The organism is Bacillus sp. S2(2019), from assembly GCF_005144805.1.
GTDB lineage: Bacteria > Bacillota > Bacilli > Bacillales > Bacillaceae > Bacillus > Bacillus altitudinis.
The window spans coordinates 134,682-161,389 of record NZ_SWFL01000002.1 but is presented as its reverse complement, the minus strand read 5'-3'; the positions used below and the strand labels follow the sequence as shown (position 1 = coordinate 161,389).

The following is a 26,708-nucleotide window of genomic DNA, read 5'->3' as shown; positions in this document are numbered from 1 at the left end:
GTTCTATCATATTGCCATAAAGAAATAAATGGATTTATCGTAAATTTTATGTAATCAATTCGTAAGAAAAGAGATTGCTATTTTATCAGCATTGCTGTATAAGTGGGCATATAAGGATGGACACAGCAAGGGAGAGGATGGATAACGTGAAAGAACTACACACACCTACTAGAACCATTATGACACCAGGACCTGTCGAAGTAGATCCGAGAGTCCTTCGGGTGATGAGTACACCAATTCTTGGTCAATTTGATCCTGCATTTACAGAGATCATGAATGAAACGATGACCTTATTACGATCACTTTTTCAAACAGAAAATGAATGGGCTTATCCAATTGATGGGACGTCCCGCTCAGGACTTGAAGCTGTGCTTGCCAGTGTGATCGAGCCCGGAGATGTGATGCTCGTTCCGGTCTTTGGACGCTTCGGTCATTTGCTGATTGAAATTGGACAGCGCTATGGTGCTGAGGTACATACAATGGAATGTGAATGGGGAACGGTTTTTAAGCAAGACGACATCATCGCAGAGATGCATCAAGTCAAGCCGAAAATTGTTGCGATGGTTCATGGTGAAACATCTACCGGAAGATTACAGCCGCTTGAGAAAATTGGTGAAGCATGCCGAGCGCTTGATGCGCTTTTTATTGTAGACGCTGTGGCGACAATTGGGGGTGTCGAGGTCAAGGTAGACGAATGGAAAATCGATGCGGCAATTGGGGGCTCGCAGAAATGCTTGTCTGTTCCATCAGGGATGTCACCGATCACATATAATGAACGAGTGGCAGACGTCGTACAATCGAGAAAGAAAGTAGAAAAAGGGATTGCAACACAGGACGAACTGCAAAAACAGGTAGACATTTCTCCAATCAAAAGCAATTACTTTGATTTAAGCCAGCTGCAAGATTATTGGAGCCCGAGGCGGTTAAATCATCATACAGAAGCGACGACGATGCTTTATGCTCTGAGAGAAGGGGTTCGTCTTGTGCTGGAAGAAGGCCTGAAGGAACGTTTTCAGCGCCACTTGTTTCATGAAAAGGCTTTAATGGCAGGACTTGAAGCGATGGGGCTTGAATTATTTGGGGATCCAGACTGCAAAATGCCGATCGTGACGTGTATCGTCATTCCAAGTGATATCGACGGAGAAGCGGCCCGGGCTGATCTTCTTCATCATTTTGGAATTGAAATTGCGAGTTCATTTGGGCCGCTTGCAGGGCGGATATGGAGAATTGGCTCAATGGGCTATAGCTGCCGAAAGGAAAATATTCTATTTGTTTTAGCAGGCCTTGAAGCCATCTTGATGAAGTACGGAGCAGCCATCAATTGTGGCGCCGGGTTACAGGCGGCTCTTTCCATCTATGAACAAGCTGAATAAAAAAGGGATACTCAAAATACTCGCCACCAGCGGGTATTTTTTATTTGGGAAAAAACGCTGTTTTTTGAAAAACTAGACTTATAGAGAGCGATATCGCTATACTGAAGAAGTTCTAATCATTTTTGTCATCATTTTCATTTATTTTGAAGAAAGAGGTTTTGATATGAAAAAAATGGGCAGATTGTACATTTTGATGCTCAATATTTTTATTGCCATGCTTGGATTTGGTCTGATCGTTCCTGTCATGCCAAGTTATATTGAAGCCTTTGGCGCAACTGGGAAAACACTTGGTTTCCTCGTTGCTGCAACTGGCCTCACACAATTTGCCTTATCACCCGTCGCCGGAGCGCTGACTGATCGATTTGGACGCAGAAAATTGATTATTGCCGGGATTGCCGGCTTTACGGTAGCTCAATTTATTTTTGCATTTGCCGATCAGCTTTGGATGCTGTTTGTGTCTCGATTTTTAGGCGGAGCTGCTGGTGCGCTGCTGATGCCCGCCATGTTTGCCTACATTGCTGATATCACAAGTGAAAAGGACCGAGGGAAAGGGATGGGTCTTTTTAGTGCTGCGATGACACTTGGTTTTGTCATTGGACCGGGTGTGGGCGGTTATTTGGTTGAGTTTGGGATTGCTTTTCCTTTCCTCATCGCTGGTTCTTTTGCAGCCCTGTCGACGCTGTTGTCTTTCTTGTTCTTACCTGAAACCTTAACAAAGGAAAAGCAGGAAGAAGCACGATTGAATAAAGAGCTTCATTTCAATCCTTTTACGCAGATGATTCAGGCTTTAAAAACACCATACGGTTTTTTGTTTATCTTGGCCTTTGTTTTGAATTTCGGAATTATTCATTTTGAATCGATTTTTGGCTTATATGTAGACCAAAAACATGGCTTTACACCGAAGGATATTGCATTTGTGATTACGGTAGCTGGACTTGCCGGTGTCATCGTTCAAGGTGCTTTAGTAAATACCTTTGTGAAACGATTTGGCGAAATGCGAGTTGTTCGTTATGCCCTTTTAGCTGCGGCATTTATGCTGATCGCCTGCCGCTTTGCCCCTTCCTTTTGGCTCATTTTTACGGGCTCCATTTTATTTTTATCGGCCACCTCGTTTGTTCGTCCAGCTCTCAATACATTACTATCTAAAATGGCAGGGAATCAGCAGGGGGTAGCAGGCGGCCTCAATACCTCCTTTATGAGCCTTGCGAATATCGTCGGGCCAAGTCTTGCGGGTATTTTATTTGATGTGAATATTGAGCTGCCATTTATGTTTGGAACGCTGGTGCTTTGTATGAGTTTCATTGCTTCTATTTTATGGGCGAAAAAAGCGCAGCAACATTCCCATGCCGTATCGTAAAGACAGCATAGAAAAAACCGATCAGCACAAATGGATCGGTTTTTTTCGTCATCGCTCATACTTCACGACTGGTGATTTTTCTTTATGCAGCGAATGAATCAATGCATCGTCTACATGCAAATGCTCCTTCACTAATTGAGGAGGGGTTAAGGCCATCCATTGGTTCAATGAAATATCTGCAAATCGATCGCTTTTAAACATTTCTAGAAACCAAAGGCTCGTTTGCCCGATATTTTGTATGTAATGCCCCATTCCGAAAGGAACATAACCAACATCACCTGCTCTGTAATTAAAGGTGCGAGCTGTCCCGCCTGCTCCAAAAACCGTCATTTTGGCTGTACCGGTTAAATAGTATTGCCACTCATCATTATTCGGGTGCCAGTGCATTTCTCTCATCCCGCCAGGTTTTACCTCCACAAGTGCAGCAGCAATGGTTTTAGATACTGGAAAATTGCGTGAGTCGACAATTCGTACGGTTCCACCAGAGGTCACGATTGGTTTTTGACGAAGGAGCTGGTGGGTAAATGGCGGTTTGATGCCGCCGTATGGATCAGAGACTGTTTGGCTTTCAATGGATGCCGGTGAAGAGCCTTGAAACATATAGCGTTGTTTATGTGGAATGCGGTCAAATAGCTTGATTGGCACGCCGAAATTAGCAGAAAGAATGTCTTTTGGTGTATGAGCAAACCAGTCTGTGATGGTGAACGTATCAAATTCAGAAAAAGCACCATCATCAAACACAAGGAGAAACTCACAGCCATCCTCAAGACCTTGAATGGAGTGCGGAATACCGGGCGGGAAATACCACAAGTCTCCTTCTTCTACATCAGCGATCATATTCCGTCCTTCTGCATCTACAGATGTGATCCGGGCTTTACCTAAAATCATATACGCCCATTCCGCCTGCTTATGCCAATGAAGCTCACGAACACCTCCGCGCGTAAGCCGCATGTTCACACCAGCAATAGTTGTTGATACAGGCAGCTCTCGCTCGGTAATTTCCCTCGACCAGCCGCCATGATTCAAGTGCATATGTGTATCAGAATATGAAAATTTTAAATTAGGAATCGTCCCCGCATCCGTTTTAGGGGGAACGAACATATCTGGGTTCTCCATATCGCGCAGAACGTCTCGCGGGCCTAAATCGGTTGCGCCGGCCCCATCGTCTCGAATCGGTTGCGGGATGTGACGAATCTCCTCATCCATTTGACACCACTCCTTGTCATTCACATTTCTCCTCCAAAATATATGAGACGTAAGAAAAAAAGATTCAATCCGAATCGGATGAAAGGTGCTTTTGAATACGCAAAGCTAAGCGCAAGCGCAATGTTGCGTCAGGATCTTTTAGGCTGATCTGAAGCAGTTCTTCACATTTCTCCAGTCGATATATCACGGTGTTGCGATGAACAGATAAACGTTTGGCTGTTTCTGAAATATGGCAATGTGTTTCGACATAAACAGATAAGGTGTGGAGAAGGTTTGGATCGACTTGTGATTGTTCATATAATGGGTGGAGATACCGCTCATAGAATGTTGTTAAATCTTTTGGTGGGATGAGCTTCAGTAAATCTGACACATCTTTTGCTTGATAGAACTGAATATATTCAGCTCGTAATGAGAGCTGGCCTGATTGCAGAGCATGGGCAGCTTCACTGAATCCTTTTGGCAGATCGGTGATGAGATAACCGCTTAAGCTCACACCAAAGGAAATGGTGGCATTCACATGTTGTTTAATAAGGATCTGCATTTGTTTTAAAAAAGAGCAGATCGATTTGTTCATTGCCAGCCAGCCGCCAGTCTCTTCTATAAGGAAGATGCCGATATCTCCTTTGACAAAAAGAAAGGCGGGAAATGGACAGTGCGAAAGGGTGCTTTCAAGTAAAGCAAACACATCATCTACAAGGGTTTGCTGCTTAAGGAAACAAGTGAAATGACTGCTCTGATCAAGTTGACAGACGATACATATATAGGGAATCGTTGTGTTTAATCCAAACATGCGTGCCAGACAGGAAACATCTTGCTCTGAGGAAATCGTCCCCTCCATCCATTTGCGAAACCATTCATTTTTGGCTCGCCCTGTAGATTGCTTGATGGCATGTTGTTTGATACGTGAAATGGACATGGCATTTACAGCTTGTACAATGGTCAAATGTAGCTCCATATCGTCTTGAGGATGAATGAAGGCGGGAACGACTAAATAATCATAAGCTTGTTCGTTTATATAGATAGGAAAAACAGAAACGCTTTCTTTTGAATGAACCATAGAAAAATAATGCTGCTGCGTACTGTGAAACAAGCGGAGCATTTGTATCCAATCTGGGTTTGTCATACCTTGGGATGAGGTGAAAAGAATACGTCCATACTGATTGATCAAATAGACAGGCTGATGAATTCTTTGGGCCACTTTTTGCAATACTTCAACATGATGATCGACAATGTTCATATCCACTCATTCTCCTTTTTTAGAGCTGAAGCCTTTGGTGAAGATGAATAAAAAAATGGACAATCGCTGTCAAAGTCTCTGATATAAATGTTATGTTATCAGCTCCATTCAATTTAGATAGAAAGTTGTCATTTAATATCACAAAAAAGATGGCAGAGCAAAATCACGTCACATCAGTCATCTTCATTCAGAAAAATGGGTAAATATGATATGTTGTAGACAGAAGAATTTCTTTCAGAAAGATGGGTATCCCAAGAAACAAAGACTTTCAATGGGAAAATCCGTTTAGACAAGCAAGTGGCAAGAGGTGAGATAGATGATTTATATCGGATTAACTGGCTGGGGAGATCATGACAGTCTGTACCCGCCGAAAATCGGCAGCTCTCAAAAGCTGTTTCACTACGCATCAACGTTTCCCATTGTGGAACTGGATGCAAGCTTTTATGCTGTTCAGCCTGAGCGCAACCATGAAAAATGGATAAAAGATACGCCAGACGCCTTTCAATTTGTCGTGAAAGCATATCAAGGAATGACCGGGCATCAAAGAGGCGAGATCCCGTTTGCTTCAAAGGAAGAAATGTTTGATGCCTTTATTCTTTCACTGACTCCTCTCATTCGAGCAGGGAAACTGGCGATGGTTCTGTTTCAATTTCCACCATGGTTTGATTGCAAAAAGGAGCACGTCCACTATTTAAGATGGTGTAAGGAGAAGATGGGGGATATTCCTTGTGCACTTGAATTCCGAAACCGGACTTGGTTTTCAGACGAGTTTTATGAACAAACCTTATCCTTTATGGAGAAAGAAGGGTGGATTCATTCCGTCTGTGATGAACCGCAAGTCGGAGAAGGGTCTATACCGCCAGTCATAAAAGCCACACACCGTGACAAAACATTAGTCCGTTTCCACGGAAGAAATAAACAAGGCTGGCTTCACCCAGCAGATCATGAGAACTGGCGTGAAGTTCGTTACTTATATTTATATAATGAAGCTGAACTAAAGGAATGGAAAAAGAACCTCGACATCCTGCATCAGCAGTCGAAAGATGTATATGTCGTATTTAATAATAACTCAGGCGGAGATGCGGCGACGAATGGCCAGCAAATGATTGATTTGCTGGATTTGACGTATTCAAGCTTATCCCCGAAGCAGTTAGATTTATTTAGTTAAACGAGAGCTGCGGCTTTCAACTTGAACGAGACGGTTCAGTGACAACTTGAGGGAGAGATCAACATGCTGCAGAAGCTATGGTTATATCATACAAACGACTTGCACAGCCACTTTGAAAATTGGCCGAAAATCGCAGCTTATATTGAAGAAAAGCGTCAAGTTCACGATCAGATGCTCTTATTTGATATTGGCGATCATATGGATCGAGTAAACCTTGTATCAGAAGCGGATTATGGAAAAGTGAATGTCAAACTCCTCAATCAGCTTGGCTATGATGGAGTCACAATTGGTAATAATGAAGGCATTACATTGCCTCATGAGCAGCTCGACCAATTGTACAAAGACGCACAATTTTCGGTGATCTTATCTAATTTATTTAAAAAAGGCAAAAGACCATCGTGGGCAAAGCCTTATGAAGTGATCACATTGAAGAATGGACTGAAAATCGCCATCTTAGGGGTGACCATTGCGTATACACCTGTCTATGAAAAGCTGGGCTGGGACATTACAGACCCATTTGAGAGCATACGGGAGATGCTGCAAGAAGTGAAAGGACAAGCCGACGTCATTGTTCTTCTTTCCCATCTAGGCATCATCCATGATCGAGAGGTAGCCCATGACTTCCCGGAAATCGACATCATCTTAGGCTCACATACGCATCATCTTTTAGAACAGGGCGAGATGGATAATGGTGTTCTTCTTGCTTGTGCTGAAAAGTATGGGCATTATATTGGCTGTGTCGAGCTGACCATTGATACAGCGAGTAGCGAGCTCATCGAGAAAAAAGCGACAGTGCAATCAGTGGACCAGCTGATCAGTGAATCCGATGAAGCGATCACGACTTTACAGAAAGCTGAAAGAAGAGCGAAGTCACTCATGCAGGAAAAAGTGACATCCATTGAATCAAAGCTCGAAACAAAGTGGTTTGATGACTCCCAGCTTCCGCAGCTTTTAACAGATGCCATTAAAGAATGGTGCGAGGCAGATATCGGCATGATGAATGCAGGGATGGTGCTTGATTCATTAGAGGCTGGCATCGTCACAAGAGAGGACATTCACCGGATATGTCCTCATCCAATTAATCCAATCAGGGTGACACTTACTGGGAAGCAATTGATCGAAACAGTGTCTCGTGGCTGTGAAGAAAAAATGGAACAGCTACGCATCAAAGGTTTTGGCTTTAGAGGCGAACTGATGGGGAAAATGCTATACAGCGGTTTGACTTATTCATTAGAAGAGGGCGAAACCAAACGAGTAAAAGATGTCTATGTAAACGATCAACTCGTCAAAGAAGATGATTCCTATACGGTTGGCACAGTGGATATGTATACACTTGGCTCTCTTTTTCCTCATATACGTGACCATGAACACATTGAATATTTCATGCCGGAATTTTTGCGTGATGTCCTGAGCTGGCGATTGAAGGACGCCAAGTGAAATCCGCTCCAGCCTAACAACACTTGCCCTCCCTTCACATAGATTGTGTTGAAGGGAGTGAAGGGATATGGTGAATTTAACACCTATTACAATTGATGGCCATTCCTTTACAGCCGTCACCGTCAAACTGCCAAAGACCAATTTCATGGCAGTGACAAATGAGCATGGTTATATTATGTGCGGTGCACTTGATGTCGGGCTCCTAAATGAAAAGCTTGCAGATAGAGGAATCATCGCAGGAAGAGCAGTCGGTGTAAGAACCATCGAGCAATTGCTGGATGCACCTTTAGAATCTGTGACATATGCCGCTGAGTCGCTCGGCATTCATGCTGGCACAATTGGAAGAGATGCATTATTAAAAATGGTGAAATAAAATGAACAGATGATTCCTATCCCCCCGCCTGTCTGCATACACTTGTAATGGAGAAGGGGGGATTTTTTATTGAGATTAAACCGCCGTTATCGCCCCTATAAAAAGGGCCCTCTGCCATTTCGTTATGTCATGCTGCTTGCCATATTATTTTTTGTGCTCTCAACTGTCATTAGCCTATTCTTCATCAATCGTTCCATTAAACCAACGTTGATTCACATTGCTGAACTAGAAACAGAACGAATTGCCAATCATCTCATCCAATATTCTGTTCAGGATTTTGCAGATGATCAGGAGAATATGAAAGATATGGTTGTGATGAATACAAGTGAGAACGGAAAAGTGACAACTATCGACTTCAATGCGCAAGCAACATCGAAAGCAATGGCTGACCTGTCACGTCACCTTCAAAAAAATCTAGAGGACATTGAAAAGGGGAATTTTCAAAAAGAGGCAAAAGAAGCATTAAAGGATCAAACAGATGGACATGACGGCATTATATATAACATTCCGCTTGGGCAAGCGTCCGGAAATGCACTTATCGCCAACCTAGGACCAAAAGTACCTGTACGATTTAGTGTCATTGGTGACCCGCATACAGACGTTGAAAAAAACATCAAGCCATATGGCATTAACAATGCCTTGATTGATATTAGTGTGCTCATTGAGGTGAAGGTGAGAGTCATCATCCCATTCGCCTCAGAAACCATCGTCGTCAAAAATTCCGTGCCTGTCTCCATCCAAGCCGTTCAAGGAGACGTCCCAGATTATTATAATGGCAGCGGAACAAATTCAGGCGCTCCATCGATTGTTCTGCCGGAGAAAAAGGAGAAGAAAGAATAACAGCCCAATGGACGAATTGGGCTGTTTTTTTCATATGCTGTGATTGCATATAGTGTTTTTGTGATGAACGTTTTGTTGTTACGAAACAGACAGTCTTGTCCTTGTATCATTTTCATCGGTGATATAGGTCACGTCTTCAAATCCACATTCAACTGCATTCTTGTATAGCCATTCGAGTGTTCCCTTATTTTTGCAATAGATCGTGACATAGGAGCAATCGGCCACTAAAATAACAAGCTCGCATTGGCTTTCAATAAATTCTTCATAGGTCTTAATATGAGACAATGTCCCTTTTGGATATGCTTGTAAATCGGCGAAAATCATATAATACGTCTTGTTTTCAATGAGGTGTTTGATTTCTATACCGTCCATTTCTGTTTTACCTTCAGGAAAAAGTTCTTCATCTTTTTCACCATCAACTAGTATATTCGAGTCTTCGGTATCGATTCGCCAGCTGAATTTGGTGATGTCGATCGGTTTTAGCACTTCTCCAAGGAAGACTCCGTATTCATTTGGAATGGTAAAGGTCATTCCTCTTTTCAAAAAACAGCCCCCTAACTCTTTGTGAAGTAGTCTTTCATTGGCTCATCATATCCTAATTAACCAGTTGATTCCATACGGATTACATGTCATGATAAATGTTCATTGTTTTACTTTTTTAAATAGTGATAGCTATCCTGAAGGCTGATTTTTCACGATCGTCTGTTATGAAAGTGAGAGGAGGATTTGATTGATATGAAGAAAATTTATGTAAGCGGGTTTTGTTTTTTGGTATTTGCCATTGTATTTAGTGCTAAATATATGTCAGCATCGATATTATTAGCTGGGAGTGACAGTTTGAGTGTCGACTTATTTAGAGGGATGTTTGACATGATTCCACTTGAAGTAACAGTTGTGTATCTCCTTTTTTTCATTATGGGGATTCTTTTTTTAGTTTTAGGATTGAAAGAAAAGCATAAGCAGTAATTGCTTAAGCATGATTTCCGGGGAAATGTTGATACATATCAAAAGGAGAAGCAAGCGGTATCGCTAAACTTCTCCTTTTATTTAATGACGTTTCCGCTCGGCTCTTTCCCATGCCCTTAAATGAGGGTAAGGATCAAACGACCATTCAGTTCGTCCATTGTCTTTATACATGCCGTAATGAAGGTGTGGCGGGAATTTTCCTGCTGTGCCAGGTGGACCGTAACCGGAGCTTCCGACTGATCCGATGACTTGACCAGGTTCTACAATCTGCCCAGCTTTGAGTCCTTTAGCAAAGCCATTTAAGTGGGCAAAATAATGATAATGATTATGAATATCTCGAATGCCGATCCGCCAGCCGCCAAAGCGGTTCCAGCCTTTCATTTCAATCACGCCGTACGATGTCGCACGAACAGGAAGACCGTAATGAGCAAAAAGATCAGTGCCCTCATGAATTCTTCTGCCTCCAAAGCCTCTCGCATCACCCCATGTACTCCTGTAGCTGTAGTCAGCGCCAACCGGAAGAGGAAACGCATGCTTTCCAAGGTCAAGATGGCCGTAATGCTGATAGAGCTTCATAAAAGATGAAATGATTCCAACGGTTTGATCACGTCCGTAATAATCCCACAGCGCGATTTTTAATTGGTCGATGCTGCTGCCGTAATGGAGCAAGTATTGAGCAAACGTGAACAGGACATCTTCATCGTTATCGATTTCTGCTTTTCCATCCCCATTACCATCAAGCCCAATACCGTCAAAAACTTTAATGCTTAATGGAGAGGTATCCTGCTTATTGGGATTTTCTGGTCCTATCCACATTTCCCGGGGAATGTAGATGCCAATCACACCTGTTTGTTTGGGTAAATCTCTTCTGTTTTTGCGTATATTGTGTTCATACTGATCAACCGCAGCAAGTACATACCACGGGACCTGTGTGGTGATGGCGATCTTTTCATACAGTGCCATTCGCTGTTTTAATTCATCAGGCTGCTTGTTTGCCCCTTGTGCTTGGACTGATGCGGGAATCATTGAAAGAGCGATGATGATCGCTAAAACCACTTTCACAAACGTCCATCTCCTTTCTTCGAACATCTCTTCTACCGTTTAGTGTGGTTTGATCACGTTATTTCATAAGAAGAAAATGTTAGTAATTTTCTTCTGTTATTTTAGGAGTCTTTTGGGTATTTTTGCAGCTCATTCCCTTGTTGTTCAATCTGTACTATGTTAAAGTGTCTAAAGAAAAGGCCTTAGGCCGAAGATTCAATTTTTTGCGGCAATAGCTGCATCCATCGTATATAGCAGGAAGATGATTGTATATGCACCTTTAATGAATTCATATGGAGATGATGGAATTGGCAAAGAAGGAAGAGCACGTAAGAAAACCGGACTGGCTTAAAATTAAGCTGAATACGAATGAAAACTATACCGGTTTGAAAAAAATGATGCGGGAAAACAACCTGCATACCGTTTGTGAGGAAGCGAAATGTCCGAATATTCACGAATGCTGGGCAGTGAGAAGAACTGCTACATTTATGATCCTCGGATCTGTTTGTACGCGCGCATGCCGTTTCTGTGCGGTGAAAACCGGACTTCCTACTGAGTTAGACTTGCAAGAGCCAGAACGCGTGGCAGATTCAGTGGCTTTGATGAATTTAAAGCACGCTGTTATAACAGCGGTTGCAAGGGATGACCAAAAAGATGGTGGAGCAGGCGTATTTGCTGAAACTGTTCGTGCCATTAGAAGAAAAAGTCCATTCACAACAATTGAAGTTCTCCCTTCAGACATGGGTGGCAATTATGATAATTTGAAAACGTTAATGGATACACGCCCTGATATTTTAAATCACAATATTGAAACAGTACGCAGGTTAACACCAAGAGTTCGTGCACGAGCTACATACGATCGTTCATTGGAATTCTTGCGTCGTGCAAAAGAAATGCAGCCTGACATTCCAACGAAATCAAGCATTATGATTGGACTCGGTGAAACGAAGGAAGAAATCATCGAAGTTATGGATGATCTTCTTGCTAATAACGTTGACATCATGGCAATTGGTCAGTATTTACAACCTTCGAAAAAGCATTTGAAAGTGCAAAAATACTACCATCCAGATGAGTTTGCAGAGCTAAAGGAAATTGCCATGTCAAAAGGCTTTAGCCACTGTGAAGCTGGACCGCTTGTCCGTTCTTCTTATCATGCAGACGAACAAGTAAACGAAGCGTCTAAGAAGCGTCAAGCGCAAGCATAACAAAGAAAACGCCAGAGCTCTCTGGCGTTTTTTCTCGTATTAATTTTGGCCGTAAGGTGCGTTTCGTCTCATGGTCCGATCGGAATTCGTCATGCCATTGGCATCTTCTTTCGTTGAAATATCTCCGCCTTGAGGAGAGTATTTCATTTGTTGAATCGTTTTCGTTAAAATTTGATCAAAATCACGTGAATTGGTTTGAAGACGTGAAAAATTGGCAATGGATTGAAAGTGCTCTGGGTTATCAGAGACGTACACATGATAATAACGAGGGAGAACAGAAACCGCTGTTTTTTTCACTTGATCGGCTGATTCATCTCGGTTTTTGTTGCCTGTTCGATACACAATGAGGGCATCCTCGTCTGTGACAAGTGTTGCTGCATCCTTTATATTTGGCAGCTGGATGGCTAAACTTGTAATCACGTGGGCAAGATGCTCACGATTTAAAGCAGGGGTTCTTTCCTTCTGATCGGTTACTTGCTGGCGCTGATAACGAACATAGCCTGCTCGATTCGTATCTGCTTCTGGCATGTTGGAATTATTTCCTTCATGACGATCAGACAGGCGAATTGTCTTGCTGGAAGAATCTTCATCCACTTGCCGGTTCATGCCTGATTGAAAGCCGCATCCGCCTAAAAGCATGCATAGGAGAATAGTGGCTGTCAGTTGTTTCATCATAAATGTGACCTCCTTTTTTCTTTAGCTTCGGCTAAATCGGAAAAAACATGCTTTAGCAATTGATGGAGTTGTTCCAATGAATTATCATTAAAGGTGGATCGTTTAAAAAGAGGTGAGAAGATGATCGTCATTCAGAATGCTAGCTTTGATCTTGTCAGAGAAATCAAAGACGGCTTTGATGAGGAAGCGTTTAAAGCAAGGTACTCAGATATTTTAAATAAGTATGATTATATTGTGGGGGATTGGGGCTACAACCAGCTAAGGCTGAAGGGGTTCTTTGATGACCAAAACCAAAAGGCCACATTCGATACAAAAATCAGTACACTCGATGAATACATTTATGAATACTGTAATTTTGGCTGTGCCTATTTTGTCTTAAAGCGGATTAGAAAATAACGCAAAGGGGGCGTCATGATGTATTTCGTAGACAGAAAGAAGATTGAAGAGACATTACGTTTTTTTGAGGAGCAATATGATTTGATGCGCAGTCATCAAACATGGTCAAGCCCTTTAGAAAAAAAAGCGCTGGAACGAATTGTTCATTTGCTCGTCGAATGTATTCTTGATACAGGAAATGATATGATTGACGGCTTTATCATGCGGGACCCGGGAAGCTATGACGACATCATGGATATTCTTGTGGACGAAAAGGTTGTACCAACAGAAGAAGGCACTCACCTGAAAAAACTGGTCTCGTGCCGTAAAACACTTGTTCAGCAATACCAAGAAGTGGTTCATCACGATTTGTTGCAGGTCATCAGTGAGGTAGAACAGGCGCTGCAAGTCTTCCCGAATCGAATTCGCACTTACTTGGAGCAGGAGCTTGGACCAGTATCAGCGTTTAAATAAACCATTGGAGTTGTAAGCAGCATGAAATACAAAGGCTATTTAATTGATTTAGACGGGACGATGTATAAAGGAACAGAAAAGATTGAAGAGGCGGGGCAATTTGTTCACAAGTTAAATGAGTTGAACATCCCTTATTTGTTTGTCACGAATAACTCTTCACGCACACCGAAGCAAGTAGCAGAGAAACTGGTTTCATTCGATATTCCAGCAACGGAAGAACAAGTCTTTACAACAAGTATGGCGACGGCAAACTATATCGCAGAACAAAAGAAAGATGCCTCGGTGTATGTGATCGGAGAAGAAGGCATTCAGCAGGCCATCGAAGAAAAAGGCTTGTCGTTTGGTCAAGAAGACGCTGATTTCGTTGTCGTTGGAATAGACCGCGGTATTACATATGAAAAACTAGCGGTAGGAGCCATTGCGATCCGTCAAGGTGCACAATTTGTTTCAACAAATGGAGATATTGCCATTCCGACAGAAAGAGGGCTGTTACCTGGAAATGGATCGTTAACATCTGTGCTGACGGTTACAACAACAGTGCAGCCAACATTTATCGGAAAGCCAGAGTCTATCATTATGGAACAGGCCATGCGGGTGCTCGGGACAGATGTGTCAGAGACGCTCATGGTGGGCGATAATTATGATACCGATATTATGGCAGGGATGAATGCAGGGATGGATACACTGCTTGTCCATACAGGCGTCACGACAAAAGAGCTGCTTCAGAAATATGACAAACAGCCAACCTATGTCATTGATTCATTATCTGAGTGGATTGAACGATTATCTTAATGAAAAGAGGACAAGCGTCAGACGCACGTCCTCTTTTGTGTTTTATTCTGCATTTCTCGCACTATGTGCCAGTCTGCTTGATGCTGCCGCAGCAATAGCACCGACAATGTCATCTAAAAAGGTGTGGCATTCGCCTGAGGATTTATCGTTGAGTTTCCCGAGAATCCCTGGTTTTTCTTTATCGATATATCCGTAATTCGTAAAGCCGATGGAGCCATAAATATTAACGATGGCAAAGGATAAAATTTCATCCACACCATATAGACTTTCATCTGTTTCAAGAATGGATTGCAGCGGTTCTGTCAGCTTTTTTTGCTCAGCGAGAACATCTAGTTCAACGCCTGTTAAGATGGCATTTTGGACTTCACGTTTTGCGATGACACGTTCCACATTGTGGATGCACTCTGTCATGTCTAAGCCAGGATGATATTTTTCCTGCAAAAAGAAGACAAGGTCTGCTATATCTTGAATGGTTACGCCTCGTTCTTGTAAACGGCGTCTTGCTGTTTTTTCTACTTCGTTCATCTCATGATGATGCGGCATGTTCCTCACCCAATCCTCGTAATTTGTCCACAACGTGTGAAAAAGCTTCGGATAGTAAATAGTATTCATAAATCCCTCAACCTGCGACTACGATATGATAAGAGACTGATTTTATGAACGCAGGTGAAATCATGAAAGAAACCATTTATCACACATTTGGTATTGATGTGCGTCAATTTATGCCATATGGCAGTTATCAGAGCTTTCAAACGGCGAAAGCTCTCTTCATCATTGTTCCCGTGTCTCATTTGCGAGAAGAAGAACTCACAGAGCTTTATCATATCAGTCAGTATTTACTGAATGACGGTGACCCATACGTTGCCGTGTTTGAATTAACAAACGAAGAGAAACCGACTTTTACCCATGGAAAAGAACTGTACGCTCTATTAAAGGCAGCACCGCGGGTTACAAGCCGCTCATTTCAGCACGCACCAGAGCTGGCGGCTTTTCATGTCAGAGGGAGAGGGTTTCCTTATGAGGTGTCTGAAACAAAACGTGTCGGAGCTTGGAAGGAATTATGGGCAAAACGGTTAGACCAGCTGGAAGGCTTTTGGATGCAGCAAATGCATCAAAAACCACTTGAACGATTTGAAAAGAAATTCATTGAATCCTTTCCGTATTATCTCGGATTAACGGAAAATGCCATTCAATATTTAGTGGATACAGAGCTTGATGATGAACCAAAAGAATGTGATTCAGGTACTGTTTGTCATCAGCGCTTTTCACGTATGACCTGGCCACATGAGCAGCCGCTTCGTTTACCTGTTGACTGGGTATTTGACCATCCAACAAGAGATATCGCGGAATATTTAAGAGAAACCTTTGTCCAGCATAAGGAGGATTTAATTGAAGAGGGATTCTCCTTTTTGCAGCAATATGAGCAGGTTACGCCTCTTTCATCATTTTCAAAGCGTCTGCTGTACAGCCGTCTTCTGTTTCCGCTTCATTATTTTGAAATTGTCGAAGGTTATTATATGTCAGGAGAAAATGAAAAATCTTATTATGAAGAACGATTAGATTACGTTTTAAATGATGCGAACCGCTACGAATATTTTCTCAAGGTGTTTCAAGAATTGAGTGCCATGCGCAGCGGTGGGCATCTCATTCCTCCTGTTGGATGGATTCATCAATCCGCTGATTTGAAGTTTCAGTGAACAGACGAAACGTCTCTTTTCTCTTGAGGCGTTTTTCGTTATGCTTAAAGAAATCAATCAAAGGAGTGTTCTTCTTGACGAAACCTTATGTCTATATCACAAGAAAGCTTGATGAAACAACACTTACACCATTAAAAGAAGTCGCTCATATTGACATGTGGACGAGCGAGGATGAGCCGTGTCCAAGAGAAGAGTTAGAAAAACAAGCGGCTCAAGCAGATGGGCTGCTCACAATGCTGTCAGATCAAGTAGATGAGGAACTTTTATCAAATGCTCCAAATCTAAAAGTGGTCGCGAATCTCGCGGTCGGCTATGACAATATTGATCTAAAGGCAGCTAAAAAGCACGGGATCACGGTATGTCATACACCGGACGTCTTAACAGAATCGACGGCTGATTTAGCCTTTGCGCTTTTGATGGCGTCAGCAAGACGAATTGTCGAAGCGAGTGATTGGATTAAGGATGGGAACTGGACAGGCTGGGGGCCGCTTCTTCTAGCCGGTGCGGATGTTCATCATAAAACGTTAGGGATTGTCGGAATGGGCAGTATTGGAACCGCACTGGCCAAGCGGGCAAAAGGTTTTGATATGAATGTTCTGTATCATAATCGTTCAAGAAAGCCAGAAGCAGAAGCGCAGCTAGGTGTGACCTATGCCGCATTTGATGAGCTGCTTACGCAGTCTGATTTCATCGTTTGTTTGACGCCTTTAACGCCTGAAACGAAAGAAATGTTTAATAAGAAAGCATTTGAGCAGATGAAGAACACGGCTTACTTCATCAACGTTTCCAGAGGGCAGACGGTAGACGAAGATGCTTTATATGATGCTGTCACGACAGGGAAAATTGCAGGAGCAGGTCTTGATGTATTTAGCAAGGAACCAGTCAGCCCAGATCACCCGTTAACGACATTACCAAATGTAACAGTGCTTCCTCATATCGGAAGTGCAAGTGTTGAAACGAGAAAAAACATGATGCATTTATGTGCTGAAAATATTGCGCTTGTCCTGCAAGATCAGCAAGCCAAAACGCCAGTTCAGGCGTAATCTCAAGCTTCCCGGCTTCGGGAGCTTTTCTCACAAAAATATTTTGAAAATATAGAATCTTGATATAAATAGTTGTTAAGCGGTTTCATTCTCATATTCTCTTATTTTATTACCTTGTCAAAATGAGGATACCCCTTTATAATGTGTGTACATTGAATGTCTGTGTTAGGTTAACAAATGTCTTTTTAGAGAGGACATTTACGGAGAAAGGTGGAATTTCAGGTGAAGGCAATTCGAGTTGGACTACTAGGATTAGGAACAGTGGGGAGCGGTGTCGTTAAGATTATTCAAGATCATCAGGATAAATTAATGCACCAGATCGGCTGTCCGGTATTAATACAAAAAGTGCTTGTGAGCAATCCCGATAAAAAAAGAGATGTGGATGTGGCAAGAGAGGTCTTCACAACTGAAGTATACGATGTGATTCGAGATCCAGAGGTCGACGTCATAATTGAAGTAATGGGCGGCATTGAAGAGACAAAACAATATTTAATAGATGCATTAAATGAGAAGAAGCATGTGATTACAGCCAATAAGGATTTAATGGCGCTATATGGCACAGAGCTTTTACATGTAGCAAAAGAAAACGGCTGTGACCTTTACTATGAAGCAAGTGTCGCAGGTGGGATTCCGATTTTGCGTACACTAGAGGAAGGTTTAGCCTCTGACCGCATCACAAAAATGATGGGAATCGTGAACGGGACAACGAACTTTATTTTAACAAAAATGAATGTCGATAAAAGTGCGTATGAAGATGTATTAAAAGAAGCGCAGGATCTTGGCTTTGCAGAAGCAGATCCGACGGCGGATGTAGAAGGACTAGATGCGGCAAGAAAGATGGCCATCCTGGCAAGACTCGGCTTTTCCATGAATGTAGACTTAGAGGATGTGAAAGTGAAAGGCATCTCTGACATCTCGGATGAGGACATTAATTTCAGTAAACGTTTTGGCTATACAATGAAGCTGATTGGAATTGCCCAAAGGGACGGAGAGAAAGTGGAGGTCAGCGTACAGCCAACTTTACTTCCTGATCATCACCCGTTATCTTCTGTCAACAATGAATTTAATGCTGTCTATGTTTACGGAAGTGCTGTCGGAGAAACGATGTTTTACGGACCTGGAGCAGGCAGCCTGCCAACGGCAACAGCTGTTGTCTCTGATTTAGTCGCTGTTATGAAAAACATGCGTCTTGGTGTGAATGGCAGTGGATTTATTGCACCGCAATTTGAGAAGAAAATCAAATCATCATCCGAAGTATTTGCACAGCAATTTTTAAGAATACATGTGAGAGATCAAGTCGGAGCTTTCTCCCGCATTACATCGATTTTTTCTGAAAGAGGCATCAGCTTTGAAAAGATCCTTCAGCTTCCTGTCAAAGGGCATGATGAGCTTGCTGAAATTGTGATTATTACACATCAGACATCAGAAGAAGATTTCTCAAATATCCTGCAAACATTAAACGATCTCGACGTGGTGGTTCAAGTGAAGAGCACGTACCGAGTAGAAGGGAACGGTTTAAGCTGATGAAGTGGAATGGACTCATTGAAGAATTTCAAGAATTCTTACCAGTAAACGAACAAACACCTAAACTAACATTAAATGAAGGAAACACACCGCTGATTCATCTCGCAAAGCTTTCCGAAAAACTGGGGATTGAACTTCATGTGAAAACAGAAGGCGTCAACCCTACAGGTTCTTTTAAGGATCGCGGGATGGTCATGGCCGTCGCAAAAGCAAAAGAAGAAGGCAATGATACGATCATGTGTGCATCGACAGGGAATACGTCTGCAGCAGCGGCAGCTTATGCGGCGCGCGCTGATATGAAATGTATTGTCATCATTCCAGATGGAAAAATTGCCTTCGGTAAGCTGGCGCAGGCTGTCATGTACGGAGCAGAAATCATTGCCATTGACGGCAACTTTGATGATGCGCTGAAAATTGTCCGTAGCATCTGTGAAAAAGCACCGATCGCACTTGTTAACTCCGTCAATCCATACCGAATTGAAGGACAAAAAACAGCGGCATTTGAAATCTGTGAGCAGCTAGGCTCCGCACCAGACGTACTGGCGATTCCTGTTGGAAATGCGGGGAATATTACAGCGTACTGGAAAGGCTTCAAAGAATATCATGAGAAAAAAGGCACTGGACTGCCAGTCATGCGTGGTTTTGAAGCAGAAGGTGCTGCAGCCATCGTTCGAAATGAAGTCATTGAGCAGCCAGAAACAGTCGCAACAGCCATTCGCATCGGAAACCCTGCAAGCTGGAAGCAAGCTGTAGCAGCGGCAGATGAATCGAACGGGAAAATTGATGAAGTGACAGATGAAGAAATTCTTCATGCCTATCAATTGATCGCACGTGAAGAGGGTGTGTTTGCAGAGCCAGGGTCTTGTGCATCAATTGCAGGTGTGCTCAAACAAGTGAAATCTGGAGAAATTAAGCCAGGCAGTAAAGTCGTCGCTGTACTGACAGGAAACGGATTAAAAGATCCAAATACGGCGATTGATATTTCGCACATCAAACCGGTCACACTGGATGCAGATGAAGATCAAATTCTGGAACATTTAGAAAAGGCCGCACGCGTATGAGTAACGCCTCCATGCTTTTTTCAATCACAGTACCGGGAAGCACTGCCAACTTAGGACCAGGCTTTGACTCAGTCGGAATGGCGCTCAGCCGCTATTTAAAGCTATCGGTCTATGACCATGATAGCTGGCTGTTTGAAGCAGAAACAGATGTCGTGTCTGGTATTCCATCAGGCACCGATAACCTGATCTACCAAACAGCTAAAAAGGTCGCAGATGACTTTGGAAAAACACTCCCGCCTGTTCATGTCAAAGTGTGGAGTGATATTCCATTAGCAAGGGGGCTGGGCAGCAGCGCTGCTGCCATTGTCGCCGCTATTGAGCTCGCCAATCAGCTGCTTGAATTAAAGATGACCGATGATCAGAAGCTCTTTTTTGCAAGTGAGGTAGAAGGTCATCCAGATAATGCGGGTGCCTCTTTATTCGGTGGTTTACTCATCGGTCTTCATGAAGAAGACAAGACACATGCCGTTAAAGTGCAGCATGTGGATGTAGATGTCGTCGTCGTGATTCCTTTTTATGAAGTACTCACAAAGGATGCCCGTGATGTCCTGCCAGAGGATTTTTCCTATAAACAGGCCGTGAGCGCGAGTGCAGTGAGTAACGTCCTTGTCGCCGCCTTAATGACGCAGAACTGGCCGCTTGTAGGGGAAATGATGAATAAAGATTTATTTCATCAGCCATACCGCACGATGCTTGTCCCAGAGCTATCAAAGGTGGAGCACGTTGCTTCATTAAAAGGCGCATATGGAACAGCATTAAGTGGTGCTGGGCCGACCATTTTGACCTTAGTGGAAAAAGGAAAGGGAGAAGCGCTGAAAAAGCAGCTTGCTCAAAATTTCCCGCATTGTGAAGTAGATGTGCTGACGGTGCCGGTAGAAGGGGTCATCGTCGAGCATCATTCTGTGAATCAAATGAAGAACGTGCTATAAATGAGCACGTTCTTTTTTTATCCTTGTTTTTCACAACAAAAGCAGGGATTATTATTTAGAGAAGCGAACTATTTTTGGTACATAAAAGGGGGGAGATCTATTGATGAAGAAATTGATAACAGCAGAGGATTTAACGCAAATCGTGTCTGTTTCTCATCCAGTCTATTCACCAGATGGAAAAAAGGCTGTTTTTACAAAAGTATCGGTGAATGAAAAAAAGGATGATTACAATATTCATTTATGGGTTCGAGATGAAGGGACAGGGGAGCTGTCACAATGGATATTCGATGATGGAAAGCATCATCAGCCAGTGTGGTCAAATGACGGGAAGCAGCTTGCGTTTATTTTGCAGAAGCCAAAGGAAGTCCCTCAGCTCGCACTCATTCAGAGCGATGGCGGCGGCATTCGTACTTTAACGAATATTCCTTACGGCGTATCTCATCCTGTATTTTCACCGGATGGAGCGTTCATTTATGCATCGGTCTCATTAAAACAAGAAGAATCTGTTCATGATGAAAAAAAGGAAGAGTGCGATGACTTTGCTCCGGCCGTATATGATGATTTGACTTATAAAGCAGATGGCAGAGGCTTTTTAGACGGGCGTCTGACGCAAATTGTACAAATCGATGTCTGCTCAGGGGAGGTAGAGACGGTTACGAGTGAGCAGCATCATCATGTGAATCATGTCGTCTCTCCTTGCGGGAAGTGGCTCGCCTATATTCAATCCAACCCGCAGACGTTTTACATAAGTGATATCTGTCTCCTGTCATTAGAGGACGGTACATCCAAGAAAATCACCCAATCAACAGGCGCTTACTCGACCGTATCATTTTCTCCAAATGGAGAAAGCCTGTTGTACATTGGACACGAGCGTGAATTTCAGAATGCAACCTTCCCATCATTGTGGCTGTATGATCTGAAGGAGAAAAAGACCGTTCAACTGTCAGAAATGCTCGATATGTATGTTGGTAACTGTATGGCAGGGGATAGTGTCATAGGTGAAGCCAATCAGCTTCCGCAATGGACGAAGGATAGTCAGGGGTTTTATGCGCTTGTTTCTGATCAAGGGAGTACCGGGATTTATTATTTCTCTATTGAAGGCTTAGCCTATCCCGTTCGTTTAGAGGCAGAACATGTGACGAATTTCAGTCTTCATCCAGATGAATCAAAAATGCTGATCAGCCGTCTTTCACCTGTCTCGCCTAGTGAGCTGTATGAGCTGACTTTAGGGGAATCCTCACTCAAGCAAATCACGTTTGAGCATGATGACTTTCTAAAGGAACATGTCATATCCGAACCTGAACCAATTTCTTTCCAGTCAAAAGAAGGAGACGTTGTACATGGCTGGTTGATGAAGCCTGCTCAGATGGAAGAGGGGAAGACATATCCACTTATCTTAGAAATTCATGGCGGGCCGCATGCGATGTACGGTCATACGTATTTTCATGAATTTCAAATGCTCGCCGCTGAAGGGTATGCGATTGTTTACATCAACCCTCATGGCAGTCATGGATACGGACAGATGTTTACAGACCGGGTAAGAGGCAGCTATGGTGACGTTGATTATGAGGATGTCATGCTGGCTGTTGATCATGTGCTCGAAGCCTATGACTTTCTTGATGAAACAAGGCTTGGCGTAACAGGCGGCAGCTATGGCGGTTTTATGACCAATTGGATTGTCGGACAGACAGACCGTTTCCGTGCAGCTGTTACACAGCGTTCCATTTCAAACTGGATTAGCTTTTATGGCATCAGTGATATCGGCTATTTCTTTACAAAATGGCAGGTGGATGGGGATATTTATGATTCGGTTGATAAGCTATGGGATCGTTCGCCGCTAAAGTATGTAAAACAGGTGAACACACCGCTTCTCATCCTGCACAGTGATGAAGACTACCGCTGCCCAGTCGATCAAGGAGAGCAGCTTTTTGTGGCATTGAAGGAGCTTGGAAAAGACACGAGATTAGTCAAGTTTCCTAAGGCTTCTCATGATTTATCCAGAAGTGGCCACCCTGGGCAACGTATTCAAAGACTGACCTTTATTCAAGAATGGTTTAGAGAGAAGTTATCCTAATTAAAAAACGGCCCAGTATGGGCCGTTTTCATGTCATATATGAATTAGAAAACCTGTTCAACTTCTACAACGCCAGGTACTTCTTCTAATAATGCGCGCTCAATACCGGCTTTCAATGTAATGGTTGAACTTGGGCAGCTGCCGCATGCACCAAGAAGGCGTAATTTCACAATGCCATCTTCAATGTCTACAAGCTCACAGTCTCCACCATCACGTAATAGAAATGGACGAAGTTTGTCCAGTACTTCCTGTACTTGGTCTTTCATTTCGACTTCAGTCATTAGATATAATCGCTCCTTTCACAACATATCACCATTATATTCATCTGGACGATAAAAATCTATTGATTGGTTTCAAAGTTTCCTTCTCATTATAGCACAATCTCATCTTGAAACAAAAAGTGATTTTGACTTTTTTCATACAGAAAATTCAGCTAAAATAAAGAAAGAATGGGGGGCTTGTCAAATGAACAAAACCGTTGACCTTTATGTATATGGAAGAGATGTCCTGTGCGCTAGCTGCGTGAATCTGCCTTCTTCAAAAGATACATTTGAGTGGTTAGATGCAGCATTAAAACGAAAATATCCAAATCAGCCGTTTCGCATCACATATATCGATATTGAGCACCCGCCTGAAAACGAACGCCAAAAAGAATTATCTGAACGAATTCTTGATGATGAATTCTTTTATCCGCTTGTCCTTGTTGAGGATCAAATTGTAGGAGAGGGCAATCCGAAATTAAAAGATATTTATCAAGAAATGGAGAAATATGGGTACGAAGAGAGCAGTGAATGAGCTGTTCTTTTTTTAGAAAAATAAATCGAACAAACGTTCCTTTTTAGGTTGATTTAGAACGTTTGTTCGTATATAATGAGATGAAAGGAGCGTGAGCATCATGAATTATTTACTAAAACAATCTCTTCATCAACAAATACCGATTGATATGATTTATATGAAGAAAAATGGAGAGTGCTCGAAACGAAAAATCATTGTACATCGTCAAACTGAACAGTTCATACAAGCGTATTGTTTATCGAAGAAGACGATCAGAACGTTTCGTAAAGACTGCATTCTTGCGCTTGCTCCTATCAAAGTGAACCATCCATTGGCACATGCCGTTTCATAATAAAAGCTCCTTCATTAGAAGGAGCTTTGAGAAAAAATTCACATCATTTTATCCATTGTGATGCTTATACATCCAAAGAAGTCCAGATTTTAAGAGTCTTGGAACACGACCAACAAGCGGGCGATCCGCTACTAAGCCAAAGCCGGCTTTTTTCCCTAAAGAGCCGAGTACGCCTTTTAACTTAAACTGCGGGTAAGCCTCAGGAAGCGGCTCGTTCTTCCAGCGTTTCTGTAGAGATTGCACAATTTGCTCTGCCTGTGCCTCGGCAAGCTGTGCACTTGGTGCGTGCGGCAAGCTTGCGCAGTCACCTACGACATAGACATGCTCATCTCCAGGGAGATTGTGATGAGGAGTTAAGACGACACGGCCTTGGGCGTCTTTTTCAACATCCATATCTCGCACGACTTTACTTGGCTGAATTCCTGCTGTCCACACGATGACATCTGCTTCAATGGCATCGTCATGGTTGTACACAACTCCTTCTTCAACCTTCGTAATATTGGCGCAGTTAATGATCTTCACATCATTTTCTTCAAACCATTTTTGTACATATAAACTTAATCTTTTTGGGAAACTGGAAAGAATCAGTTCTCCGCGGTCAAAAAGAATGATGTTTAAATCAGAACGGCTTTCACGCAGTTCACTGGCCAGCTCTACCCCGCTAAGTCCAGCACCGACGATACCAACCGTTGCACCTGCACTCAAATTGTTTAATTTGTTATACGTATGTCTTGACTGATCAATGGTTTGAATGCTGTATGTATGTTCTTTCGCACCAGGGACATTGTGATACTTGTCCTCACAGCCGAGTCCGATTACCGTATCATCATATGGAAGCGGTTCACGGTCGCTAAATAAGATCTGTTTGTTTTCAATATCAATTTTTTCTACTTCCCCGTATTGAATATCCAGCTTCGGATGCTCTGGAAAAGATACTCGAATGTGATGATCAGAGATCGTTCCAGCAGCAAGTGCATAATATTCTGTTTTTAAACAGTGGTAAGGATTTCGATCAATTAATGTGATAGTAACATCATCAGGTAATTGATTTGGCAATAAGCGGTGGAGAACCCGCATATTCCCGTAACCTCCGCCGATCAAGACTAAATTTTTCATGACGATTCTCCTTTTCCCCCTAGACATTGAAAAACACTTATACTAAAAAACTTTAAGTTAAAATACCAAATAAAATTATATCGAATTTACTGTGAAACCACAATAATTGTTTCAAAATAACCTACATATTCATTACTTAGTCCTAAATAGTAAAACATTTTACGGGGAATAGGCGTAACGATTTATTGAAGCTCATGTTTTGACTAATAGAAGGAATTTCGGTAGGATAGTAAGGCAAATGTGAGGTGAAGCACAGTGTTTCCACTGATCGAATTTTGTGTAAGTAATCTTGCACAAGGGTCTCAAGAAGCAAAAGAGAAACTTGAAAAAGACCCAAACTTAGATGTAATGGAATACGGTTGTTTAAGCTACTGCGGCAAATGTATGGACTCCCCATTTGCCCTTGTGAATGGAGAATTTGTTTCTGGAGAAAATGCAGAGCAGCTAGTTGAGCGTATTTATGCTTTTATAGAGGAAAACGACATGTTTTAAATGCACCACATGGGTCATGAGGTGCATTTTTTTCATATATTCAGTTTCCGTTTTTTAGGGGAAAATATAGAAAGCGCATCCAATATGTTATGCTAATAAAATATCATCAAAATGAAGCATCACACGAGAGAAAAAGAGACATATGCATAATAAAAGCCCTTTGCCATGGCAGCAAAGAGCTTCTATGTATGAAAAACGGGGGATGATAAGATTGTCTCCTGAATCGACTCCTTTTATACTATAAAGAAACAACATTTTTGGAGGACGCTCATGACATCATTTCAATTCACGAAAATGCACGGACTAGGAAACAATTATATATACGTCAATCAGATGAAGGAACAGCTTCCAGAAGAGCAGCTGTCAGAGATAGCGATCCGTGTTTCTTCTGTTTATACAGGTATCGGTTCAGACGGAATGATCCTCATTTGCCCATCAGATGTTGCGCCTGTGAAGATGCGCATTTTCAACAATGATGGATCAGAGGGGAAAAACTGCGGTAACGGTCTGCGTTGCGTTGCTAAATATGTATATGAGCATCAAATCGTAACAGACACAACGTTTAAGATTGAGACATTGTCAGGACTTGTTGAGGCGACCGTTCATGTGCAGGATGGTCACGTTCAGTTAGTGACAGTAGATATGGGTAAACCTCGTTTTGAAAAAGAAGCGATGCCAATGCTTGGTGAACCGGCCAGTACAACGATTAATGAACCGCTTGATTTTGGCACGACGACCTTAAATGGAACAGCTGTTTCAATGGGGAATCCCCATATCGTTTTCTATTTAGAAGACATTGAACAGGCGCCGCTCGATTCGCTTGGGCCAATCATTGAAAAGCATGACATGTTTCCAGAAGGCGTCAATGTAGAATTTGTTGAACGAGTCAGTGAAACGGAACTGCATTTCCGCGTGTGGGAAAGAGGATCAGGGATTACGCAAGCGTGCGGAACAGGAGCATGTGCTGCGGCTGTATCAACGATTGTCAATGGACAGGCGAAAAAAGAAACGGATATGACCGTTCATCTAGCTGGCGGAGACCTCATCATTCGCTGGAAAGACAATGACCATGTGCTGATGACAGGACCTGCTGAAACAATTTGTGACGGCACATTCTATCTCTAAAC

General features: G+C 42.6%; 28 protein-coding genes and 1 pseudogene. 21 read left to right on the top strand and 8 right to left on the bottom strand.

Annotated features, from left to right (window positions below; translation table 11 throughout):
* The first annotated feature begins 137 nt into the window (after positions 1–137).
* Positions 138–1,373, top strand: coding sequence for a pyridoxal-phosphate-dependent aminotransferase family protein (locus FBF75_RS06000; protein ID WP_136944526.1), 1,236 nt, complete (start codon positions 138–140; stop codon positions 1,371–1,373).
* Positions 1,374–1,536: 163 nt separating this feature from the next.
* Positions 1,537–2,730, top strand: a complete 1,194-nt coding sequence (locus FBF75_RS05995; protein ID WP_019743815.1) for an MFS transporter — start codon at positions 1,537–1,539, stop codon at positions 2,728–2,730.
* Between the two features lie 48 nt (positions 2,731–2,778).
* On the opposite strand, the gene FBF75_RS05990 is transcribed toward FBF75_RS05995, so the two are convergent.
* Positions 2,779–3,936 (bottom strand): oxalate decarboxylase family bicupin, encoded by a 1,158-nt coding sequence (locus FBF75_RS05990; RefSeq protein ID WP_136944525.1) that lies wholly within the window; start codon positions 3,934–3,936, stop codon positions 2,779–2,781.
* 64 nt (positions 3,937–4,000) lie between these two features.
* Entirely contained in the window at positions 4,001–5,173 is a 1,173-nt protein-coding gene (locus FBF75_RS05985; protein WP_136944524.1) for a PucR family transcriptional regulator, read from the bottom strand.
* Positions 5,174–5,489: 316 nt separating this feature from the next.
* On the opposite strand from FBF75_RS05985, the gene FBF75_RS05980 reads away from it, so the two are divergent.
* The 4 genes from FBF75_RS05980 to yunB all read left to right on the top strand — a co-directional run bounded on the left by FBF75_RS05980 (position 5,490) and on the right by yunB (position 8,991).
* Positions 5,490–6,341, top strand: a complete 852-nt coding sequence (locus FBF75_RS05980) for a DUF72 domain-containing protein (RefSeq protein WP_050826579.1) — start codon at positions 5,490–5,492, stop codon at positions 6,339–6,341.
* A gap of 63 nt (positions 6,342–6,404) precedes the next feature.
* The gene (locus FBF75_RS05975) at positions 6,405–7,778 is read left to right on the top strand and encodes a bifunctional metallophosphatase/5'-nucleotidase (RefSeq protein ID WP_113747025.1); all 1,374 of its coding nucleotides are present in this window, start codon (positions 6,405–6,407) and stop codon (positions 7,776–7,778) included.
* Between the two features lie 67 nt (positions 7,779–7,845).
* Positions 7,846–8,151: a YunC family protein gene (locus FBF75_RS05970; protein ID WP_007500404.1), complete on the top strand. Its 306-nt coding sequence runs from the start codon at positions 7,846–7,848 to the stop codon at positions 8,149–8,151.
* Positions 8,152–8,220: 69 nt separating this feature from the next.
* Positions 8,221–8,991 (top strand): sporulation protein YunB, encoded by a 771-nt coding sequence (yunB, locus tag FBF75_RS05965; RefSeq protein WP_007500406.1) that lies wholly within the window; start codon positions 8,221–8,223, stop codon positions 8,989–8,991.
* 78 nt (positions 8,992–9,069) lie between these two features.
* Here yunB and FBF75_RS05960 read toward each other — a convergent pair whose 3' ends face one another.
* On the bottom strand, positions 9,070–9,534 hold the full coding sequence (locus tag FBF75_RS05960; protein WP_136944523.1) for a DUF2691 family protein: 465 nt from the start codon (positions 9,532–9,534) through the stop codon (positions 9,070–9,072).
* Between the two features lie 192 nt (positions 9,535–9,726).
* Here FBF75_RS05960 and FBF75_RS05955 point away from each other — a divergent pair, with 192 nt between their 5' ends.
* Positions 9,727–9,957, top strand: coding sequence for a hypothetical protein (locus FBF75_RS05955; RefSeq protein WP_035389306.1), 231 nt, complete (start codon positions 9,727–9,729; stop codon positions 9,955–9,957).
* Between the two features lie 81 nt (positions 9,958–10,038).
* On the opposite strand, the gene FBF75_RS05950 is transcribed toward FBF75_RS05955, so the two are convergent.
* On the bottom strand, positions 10,039–10,983 hold the full coding sequence (locus tag FBF75_RS05950; RefSeq protein ID WP_240692325.1) for a M23 family metallopeptidase: 945 nt from the start codon (positions 10,981–10,983) through the stop codon (positions 10,039–10,041).
* Positions 10,984–11,306: 323 nt separating this feature from the next.
* Here FBF75_RS05950 and lipA point away from each other — a divergent pair, with 323 nt between their 5' ends.
* Positions 11,307–12,203, top strand: a complete 897-nt coding sequence (lipA, locus tag FBF75_RS05945) for a lipoyl synthase (RefSeq protein ID WP_008360456.1) — start codon at positions 11,307–11,309, stop codon at positions 12,201–12,203.
* A gap of 39 nt (positions 12,204–12,242) precedes the next feature.
* On the opposite strand, the gene FBF75_RS05940 is transcribed toward lipA, so the two are convergent.
* On the bottom strand, positions 12,243–12,878 hold the full coding sequence (locus FBF75_RS05940; protein WP_007500413.1) for a YhcN/YlaJ family sporulation lipoprotein: 636 nt from the start codon (positions 12,876–12,878) through the stop codon (positions 12,243–12,245).
* A gap of 120 nt (positions 12,879–12,998) precedes the next feature.
* Here FBF75_RS05940 and FBF75_RS05935 point away from each other — a divergent pair, with 120 nt between their 5' ends.
* The 3 genes from FBF75_RS05935 to FBF75_RS05925 are packed head-to-tail and all read left to right on the top strand — an operon-like array spanning position 12,999 to position 14,519.
* Positions 12,999–13,274, top strand: coding sequence for a YutD family protein (locus tag FBF75_RS05935; RefSeq protein ID WP_060832611.1), 276 nt, complete (start codon positions 12,999–13,001; stop codon positions 13,272–13,274).
* Between the two features lie 18 nt (positions 13,275–13,292).
* The gene (locus FBF75_RS05930) at positions 13,293–13,727 is read left to right on the top strand and encodes a DUF86 domain-containing protein (RefSeq protein ID WP_024719757.1); all 435 of its coding nucleotides are present in this window, start codon (positions 13,293–13,295) and stop codon (positions 13,725–13,727) included.
* A 21-nt stretch (positions 13,728–13,748) separates the two neighbouring features.
* On the top strand, positions 13,749–14,519 hold the full coding sequence (locus FBF75_RS05925) for a TIGR01457 family HAD-type hydrolase (RefSeq protein WP_008346835.1): 771 nt from the start codon (positions 13,749–13,751) through the stop codon (positions 14,517–14,519).
* A 42-nt stretch (positions 14,520–14,561) separates the two neighbouring features.
* On the opposite strand, the gene FBF75_RS05920 is transcribed toward FBF75_RS05925, so the two are convergent.
* Positions 14,562–15,062: a phosphatidylglycerophosphatase A family protein gene (locus FBF75_RS05920; RefSeq protein WP_024719755.1), complete on the bottom strand. Its 501-nt coding sequence runs from the start codon at positions 15,060–15,062 to the stop codon at positions 14,562–14,564.
* A gap of 113 nt (positions 15,063–15,175) precedes the next feature.
* Between FBF75_RS05920 and yutH the strand changes: the two genes are divergently transcribed.
* The 6 genes from yutH to FBF75_RS05890 all read left to right on the top strand — a co-directional run bounded on the left by yutH (position 15,176) and on the right by FBF75_RS05890 (position 22,847).
* On the top strand, positions 15,176–16,216 hold the full coding sequence (gene yutH, locus FBF75_RS05915) for a spore coat putative kinase YutH (protein WP_007500419.1): 1,041 nt from the start codon (positions 15,176–15,178) through the stop codon (positions 16,214–16,216).
* Between the two features lie 74 nt (positions 16,217–16,290).
* Positions 16,291–17,259: a 2-hydroxyacid dehydrogenase gene (locus FBF75_RS05910; RefSeq protein WP_035389298.1), complete on the top strand. Its 969-nt coding sequence runs from the start codon at positions 16,291–16,293 to the stop codon at positions 17,257–17,259.
* A gap of 222 nt (positions 17,260–17,481) precedes the next feature.
* Positions 17,482–18,783 (top strand): homoserine dehydrogenase, encoded by a 1,302-nt coding sequence (locus tag FBF75_RS05905; protein ID WP_017358915.1) that lies wholly within the window; start codon positions 17,482–17,484, stop codon positions 18,781–18,783.
* Positions 18,783–19,844: a threonine synthase gene (gene thrC, locus FBF75_RS05900; RefSeq protein ID WP_008346825.1), complete on the top strand. Its 1,062-nt coding sequence runs from the start codon at positions 18,783–18,785 to the stop codon at positions 19,842–19,844. Before FBF75_RS05905 ends, thrC begins: the two co-directional genes overlap by 1 nt.
* Entirely contained in the window at positions 19,841–20,773 is a 933-nt protein-coding gene (gene thrB, locus FBF75_RS05895; RefSeq protein WP_136944521.1) for a homoserine kinase, read from the top strand. Before thrC ends, thrB begins: the two co-directional genes overlap by 4 nt.
* Positions 20,774–20,876: 103 nt before the next feature.
* A complete protein-coding gene (locus tag FBF75_RS05890; RefSeq protein ID WP_136944520.1) occupies positions 20,877–22,847 on the top strand; it encodes a S9 family peptidase in 1,971 nt (656 codons plus the stop codon).
* 44 nt (positions 22,848–22,891) lie between these two features.
* Here FBF75_RS05890 and FBF75_RS05885 read toward each other — a convergent pair.
* Positions 22,892–23,191, bottom strand: a pseudogene (locus tag FBF75_RS05885) (NifU family protein).
* Positions 23,192–23,312: 121 nt separating this feature from the next.
* On the opposite strand from FBF75_RS05885, the gene FBF75_RS05880 reads away from it, so the two are divergent.
* Entirely contained in the window at positions 23,313–23,642 is a 330-nt protein-coding gene (locus FBF75_RS05880) for a YuzD family protein (RefSeq protein WP_008346819.1), read from the top strand.
* Positions 23,643–23,742: 100 nt separating this feature from the next.
* Positions 23,743–23,973, top strand: a complete 231-nt coding sequence (locus FBF75_RS05875) for a WYL domain-containing protein (protein WP_136944519.1) — start codon at positions 23,743–23,745, stop codon at positions 23,971–23,973.
* Positions 23,974–24,021: 48 nt separating this feature from the next.
* Here the strand turns inward: FBF75_RS05875 and FBF75_RS05870 are convergent, their stop codons facing one another.
* Positions 24,022–25,089, bottom strand: coding sequence for an NAD(P)/FAD-dependent oxidoreductase (locus FBF75_RS05870; RefSeq protein ID WP_024719749.1), 1,068 nt, complete (start codon positions 25,087–25,089; stop codon positions 24,022–24,024).
* A 255-nt stretch (positions 25,090–25,344) separates the two neighbouring features.
* On the opposite strand from FBF75_RS05870, the gene FBF75_RS05865 reads away from it, so the two are divergent.
* On the top strand, positions 25,345–25,581 hold the full coding sequence (locus FBF75_RS05865) for a YuzB family protein (RefSeq protein ID WP_008346813.1): 237 nt from the start codon (positions 25,345–25,347) through the stop codon (positions 25,579–25,581).
* A gap of 270 nt (positions 25,582–25,851) precedes the next feature.
* Positions 25,852–26,706 carry a diaminopimelate epimerase gene (dapF, locus tag FBF75_RS05860; RefSeq protein WP_058213652.1) on the top strand — a complete coding sequence of 285 codons (855 nt, stop codon included), beginning with the start codon at positions 25,852–25,854 and terminating at the stop codon, positions 26,704–26,706.
* The last annotated feature ends 2 nt before the right edge of the window (positions 26,707–26,708 follow it).

Excerpts from the sequence above, each read along its gene's own strand:
- FBF75_RS06000 (WP_136944526.1), top strand. The coding sequence starts at position 138 with ATGGATAACGTGAAAGAACTACACACACCTACTAGAACCATTATGACA.
- FBF75_RS05995 (WP_019743815.1), top strand. The coding sequence starts at position 1,537 with ATGAAAAAAATGGGCAGATTGTACATTTTGATGCTCAATATTTTTATT.
- FBF75_RS05990 (WP_136944525.1), bottom strand. The coding sequence starts at position 3,936 with ATGGATGAGGAGATTCGTCACATCCCGCAACCGATTCGAGACGATGGG.
- FBF75_RS05985 (WP_136944524.1), bottom strand. The coding sequence starts at position 5,173 with ATGAACATTGTCGATCATCATGTTGAAGTATTGCAAAAAGTGGCCCAA.
- FBF75_RS05980 (WP_050826579.1), top strand. The coding sequence starts at position 5,490 with ATGATTTATATCGGATTAACTGGCTGGGGAGATCATGACAGTCTGTAC.
- FBF75_RS05975 (WP_113747025.1), top strand. The coding sequence starts at position 6,405 with ATGCTGCAGAAGCTATGGTTATATCATACAAACGACTTGCACAGCCAC.
- FBF75_RS05970 (WP_007500404.1), top strand. The coding sequence starts at position 7,846 with ATGGTGAATTTAACACCTATTACAATTGATGGCCATTCCTTTACAGCC.
- FBF75_RS05955 (WP_035389306.1), top strand. The coding sequence starts at position 9,727 with ATGAAGAAAATTTATGTAAGCGGGTTTTGTTTTTTGGTATTTGCCATT.
- FBF75_RS05950 (WP_240692325.1), bottom strand. The coding sequence starts at position 10,983 with ATGATTCCCGCATCAGTCCAAGCACAAGGGGCAAACAAGCAGCCTGAT.
- FBF75_RS05940 (WP_007500413.1), bottom strand. The coding sequence starts at position 12,878 with ATGATGAAACAACTGACAGCCACTATTCTCCTATGCATGCTTTTAGGC.
- FBF75_RS05935 (WP_060832611.1), top strand. The coding sequence starts at position 12,999 with ATGATCGTCATTCAGAATGCTAGCTTTGATCTTGTCAGAGAAATCAAA.
- FBF75_RS05930 (WP_024719757.1), top strand. The coding sequence starts at position 13,293 with ATGTATTTCGTAGACAGAAAGAAGATTGAAGAGACATTACGTTTTTTT.
- FBF75_RS05925 (WP_008346835.1), top strand. The coding sequence starts at position 13,749 with ATGAAATACAAAGGCTATTTAATTGATTTAGACGGGACGATGTATAAA.
- FBF75_RS05920 (WP_024719755.1), bottom strand. The coding sequence starts at position 15,062 with ATGCCGCATCATCATGAGATGAACGAAGTAGAAAAAACAGCAAGACGC.
- yutH (WP_007500419.1), top strand. The coding sequence starts at position 15,176 with ATGAACGCAGGTGAAATCATGAAAGAAACCATTTATCACACATTTGGT.
- thrC (WP_008346825.1), top strand. The coding sequence starts at position 18,783 with ATGAAGTGGAATGGACTCATTGAAGAATTTCAAGAATTCTTACCAGTA.
- thrB (WP_136944521.1), top strand. The coding sequence starts at position 19,841 with ATGAGTAACGCCTCCATGCTTTTTTCAATCACAGTACCGGGAAGCACT.
- FBF75_RS05890 (WP_136944520.1), top strand. The coding sequence starts at position 20,877 with ATGAAGAAATTGATAACAGCAGAGGATTTAACGCAAATCGTGTCTGTT.
- FBF75_RS05880 (WP_008346819.1), top strand. The coding sequence starts at position 23,313 with ATGAACAAAACCGTTGACCTTTATGTATATGGAAGAGATGTCCTGTGC.
- FBF75_RS05875 (WP_136944519.1), top strand. The coding sequence starts at position 23,743 with ATGAATTATTTACTAAAACAATCTCTTCATCAACAAATACCGATTGAT.
- FBF75_RS05870 (WP_024719749.1), bottom strand. The coding sequence starts at position 25,089 with ATGAAAAATTTAGTCTTGATCGGCGGAGGTTACGGGAATATGCGGGTT.
- dapF (WP_058213652.1), top strand. The coding sequence starts at position 25,852 with ATGACATCATTTCAATTCACGAAAATGCACGGACTAGGAAACAATTAT.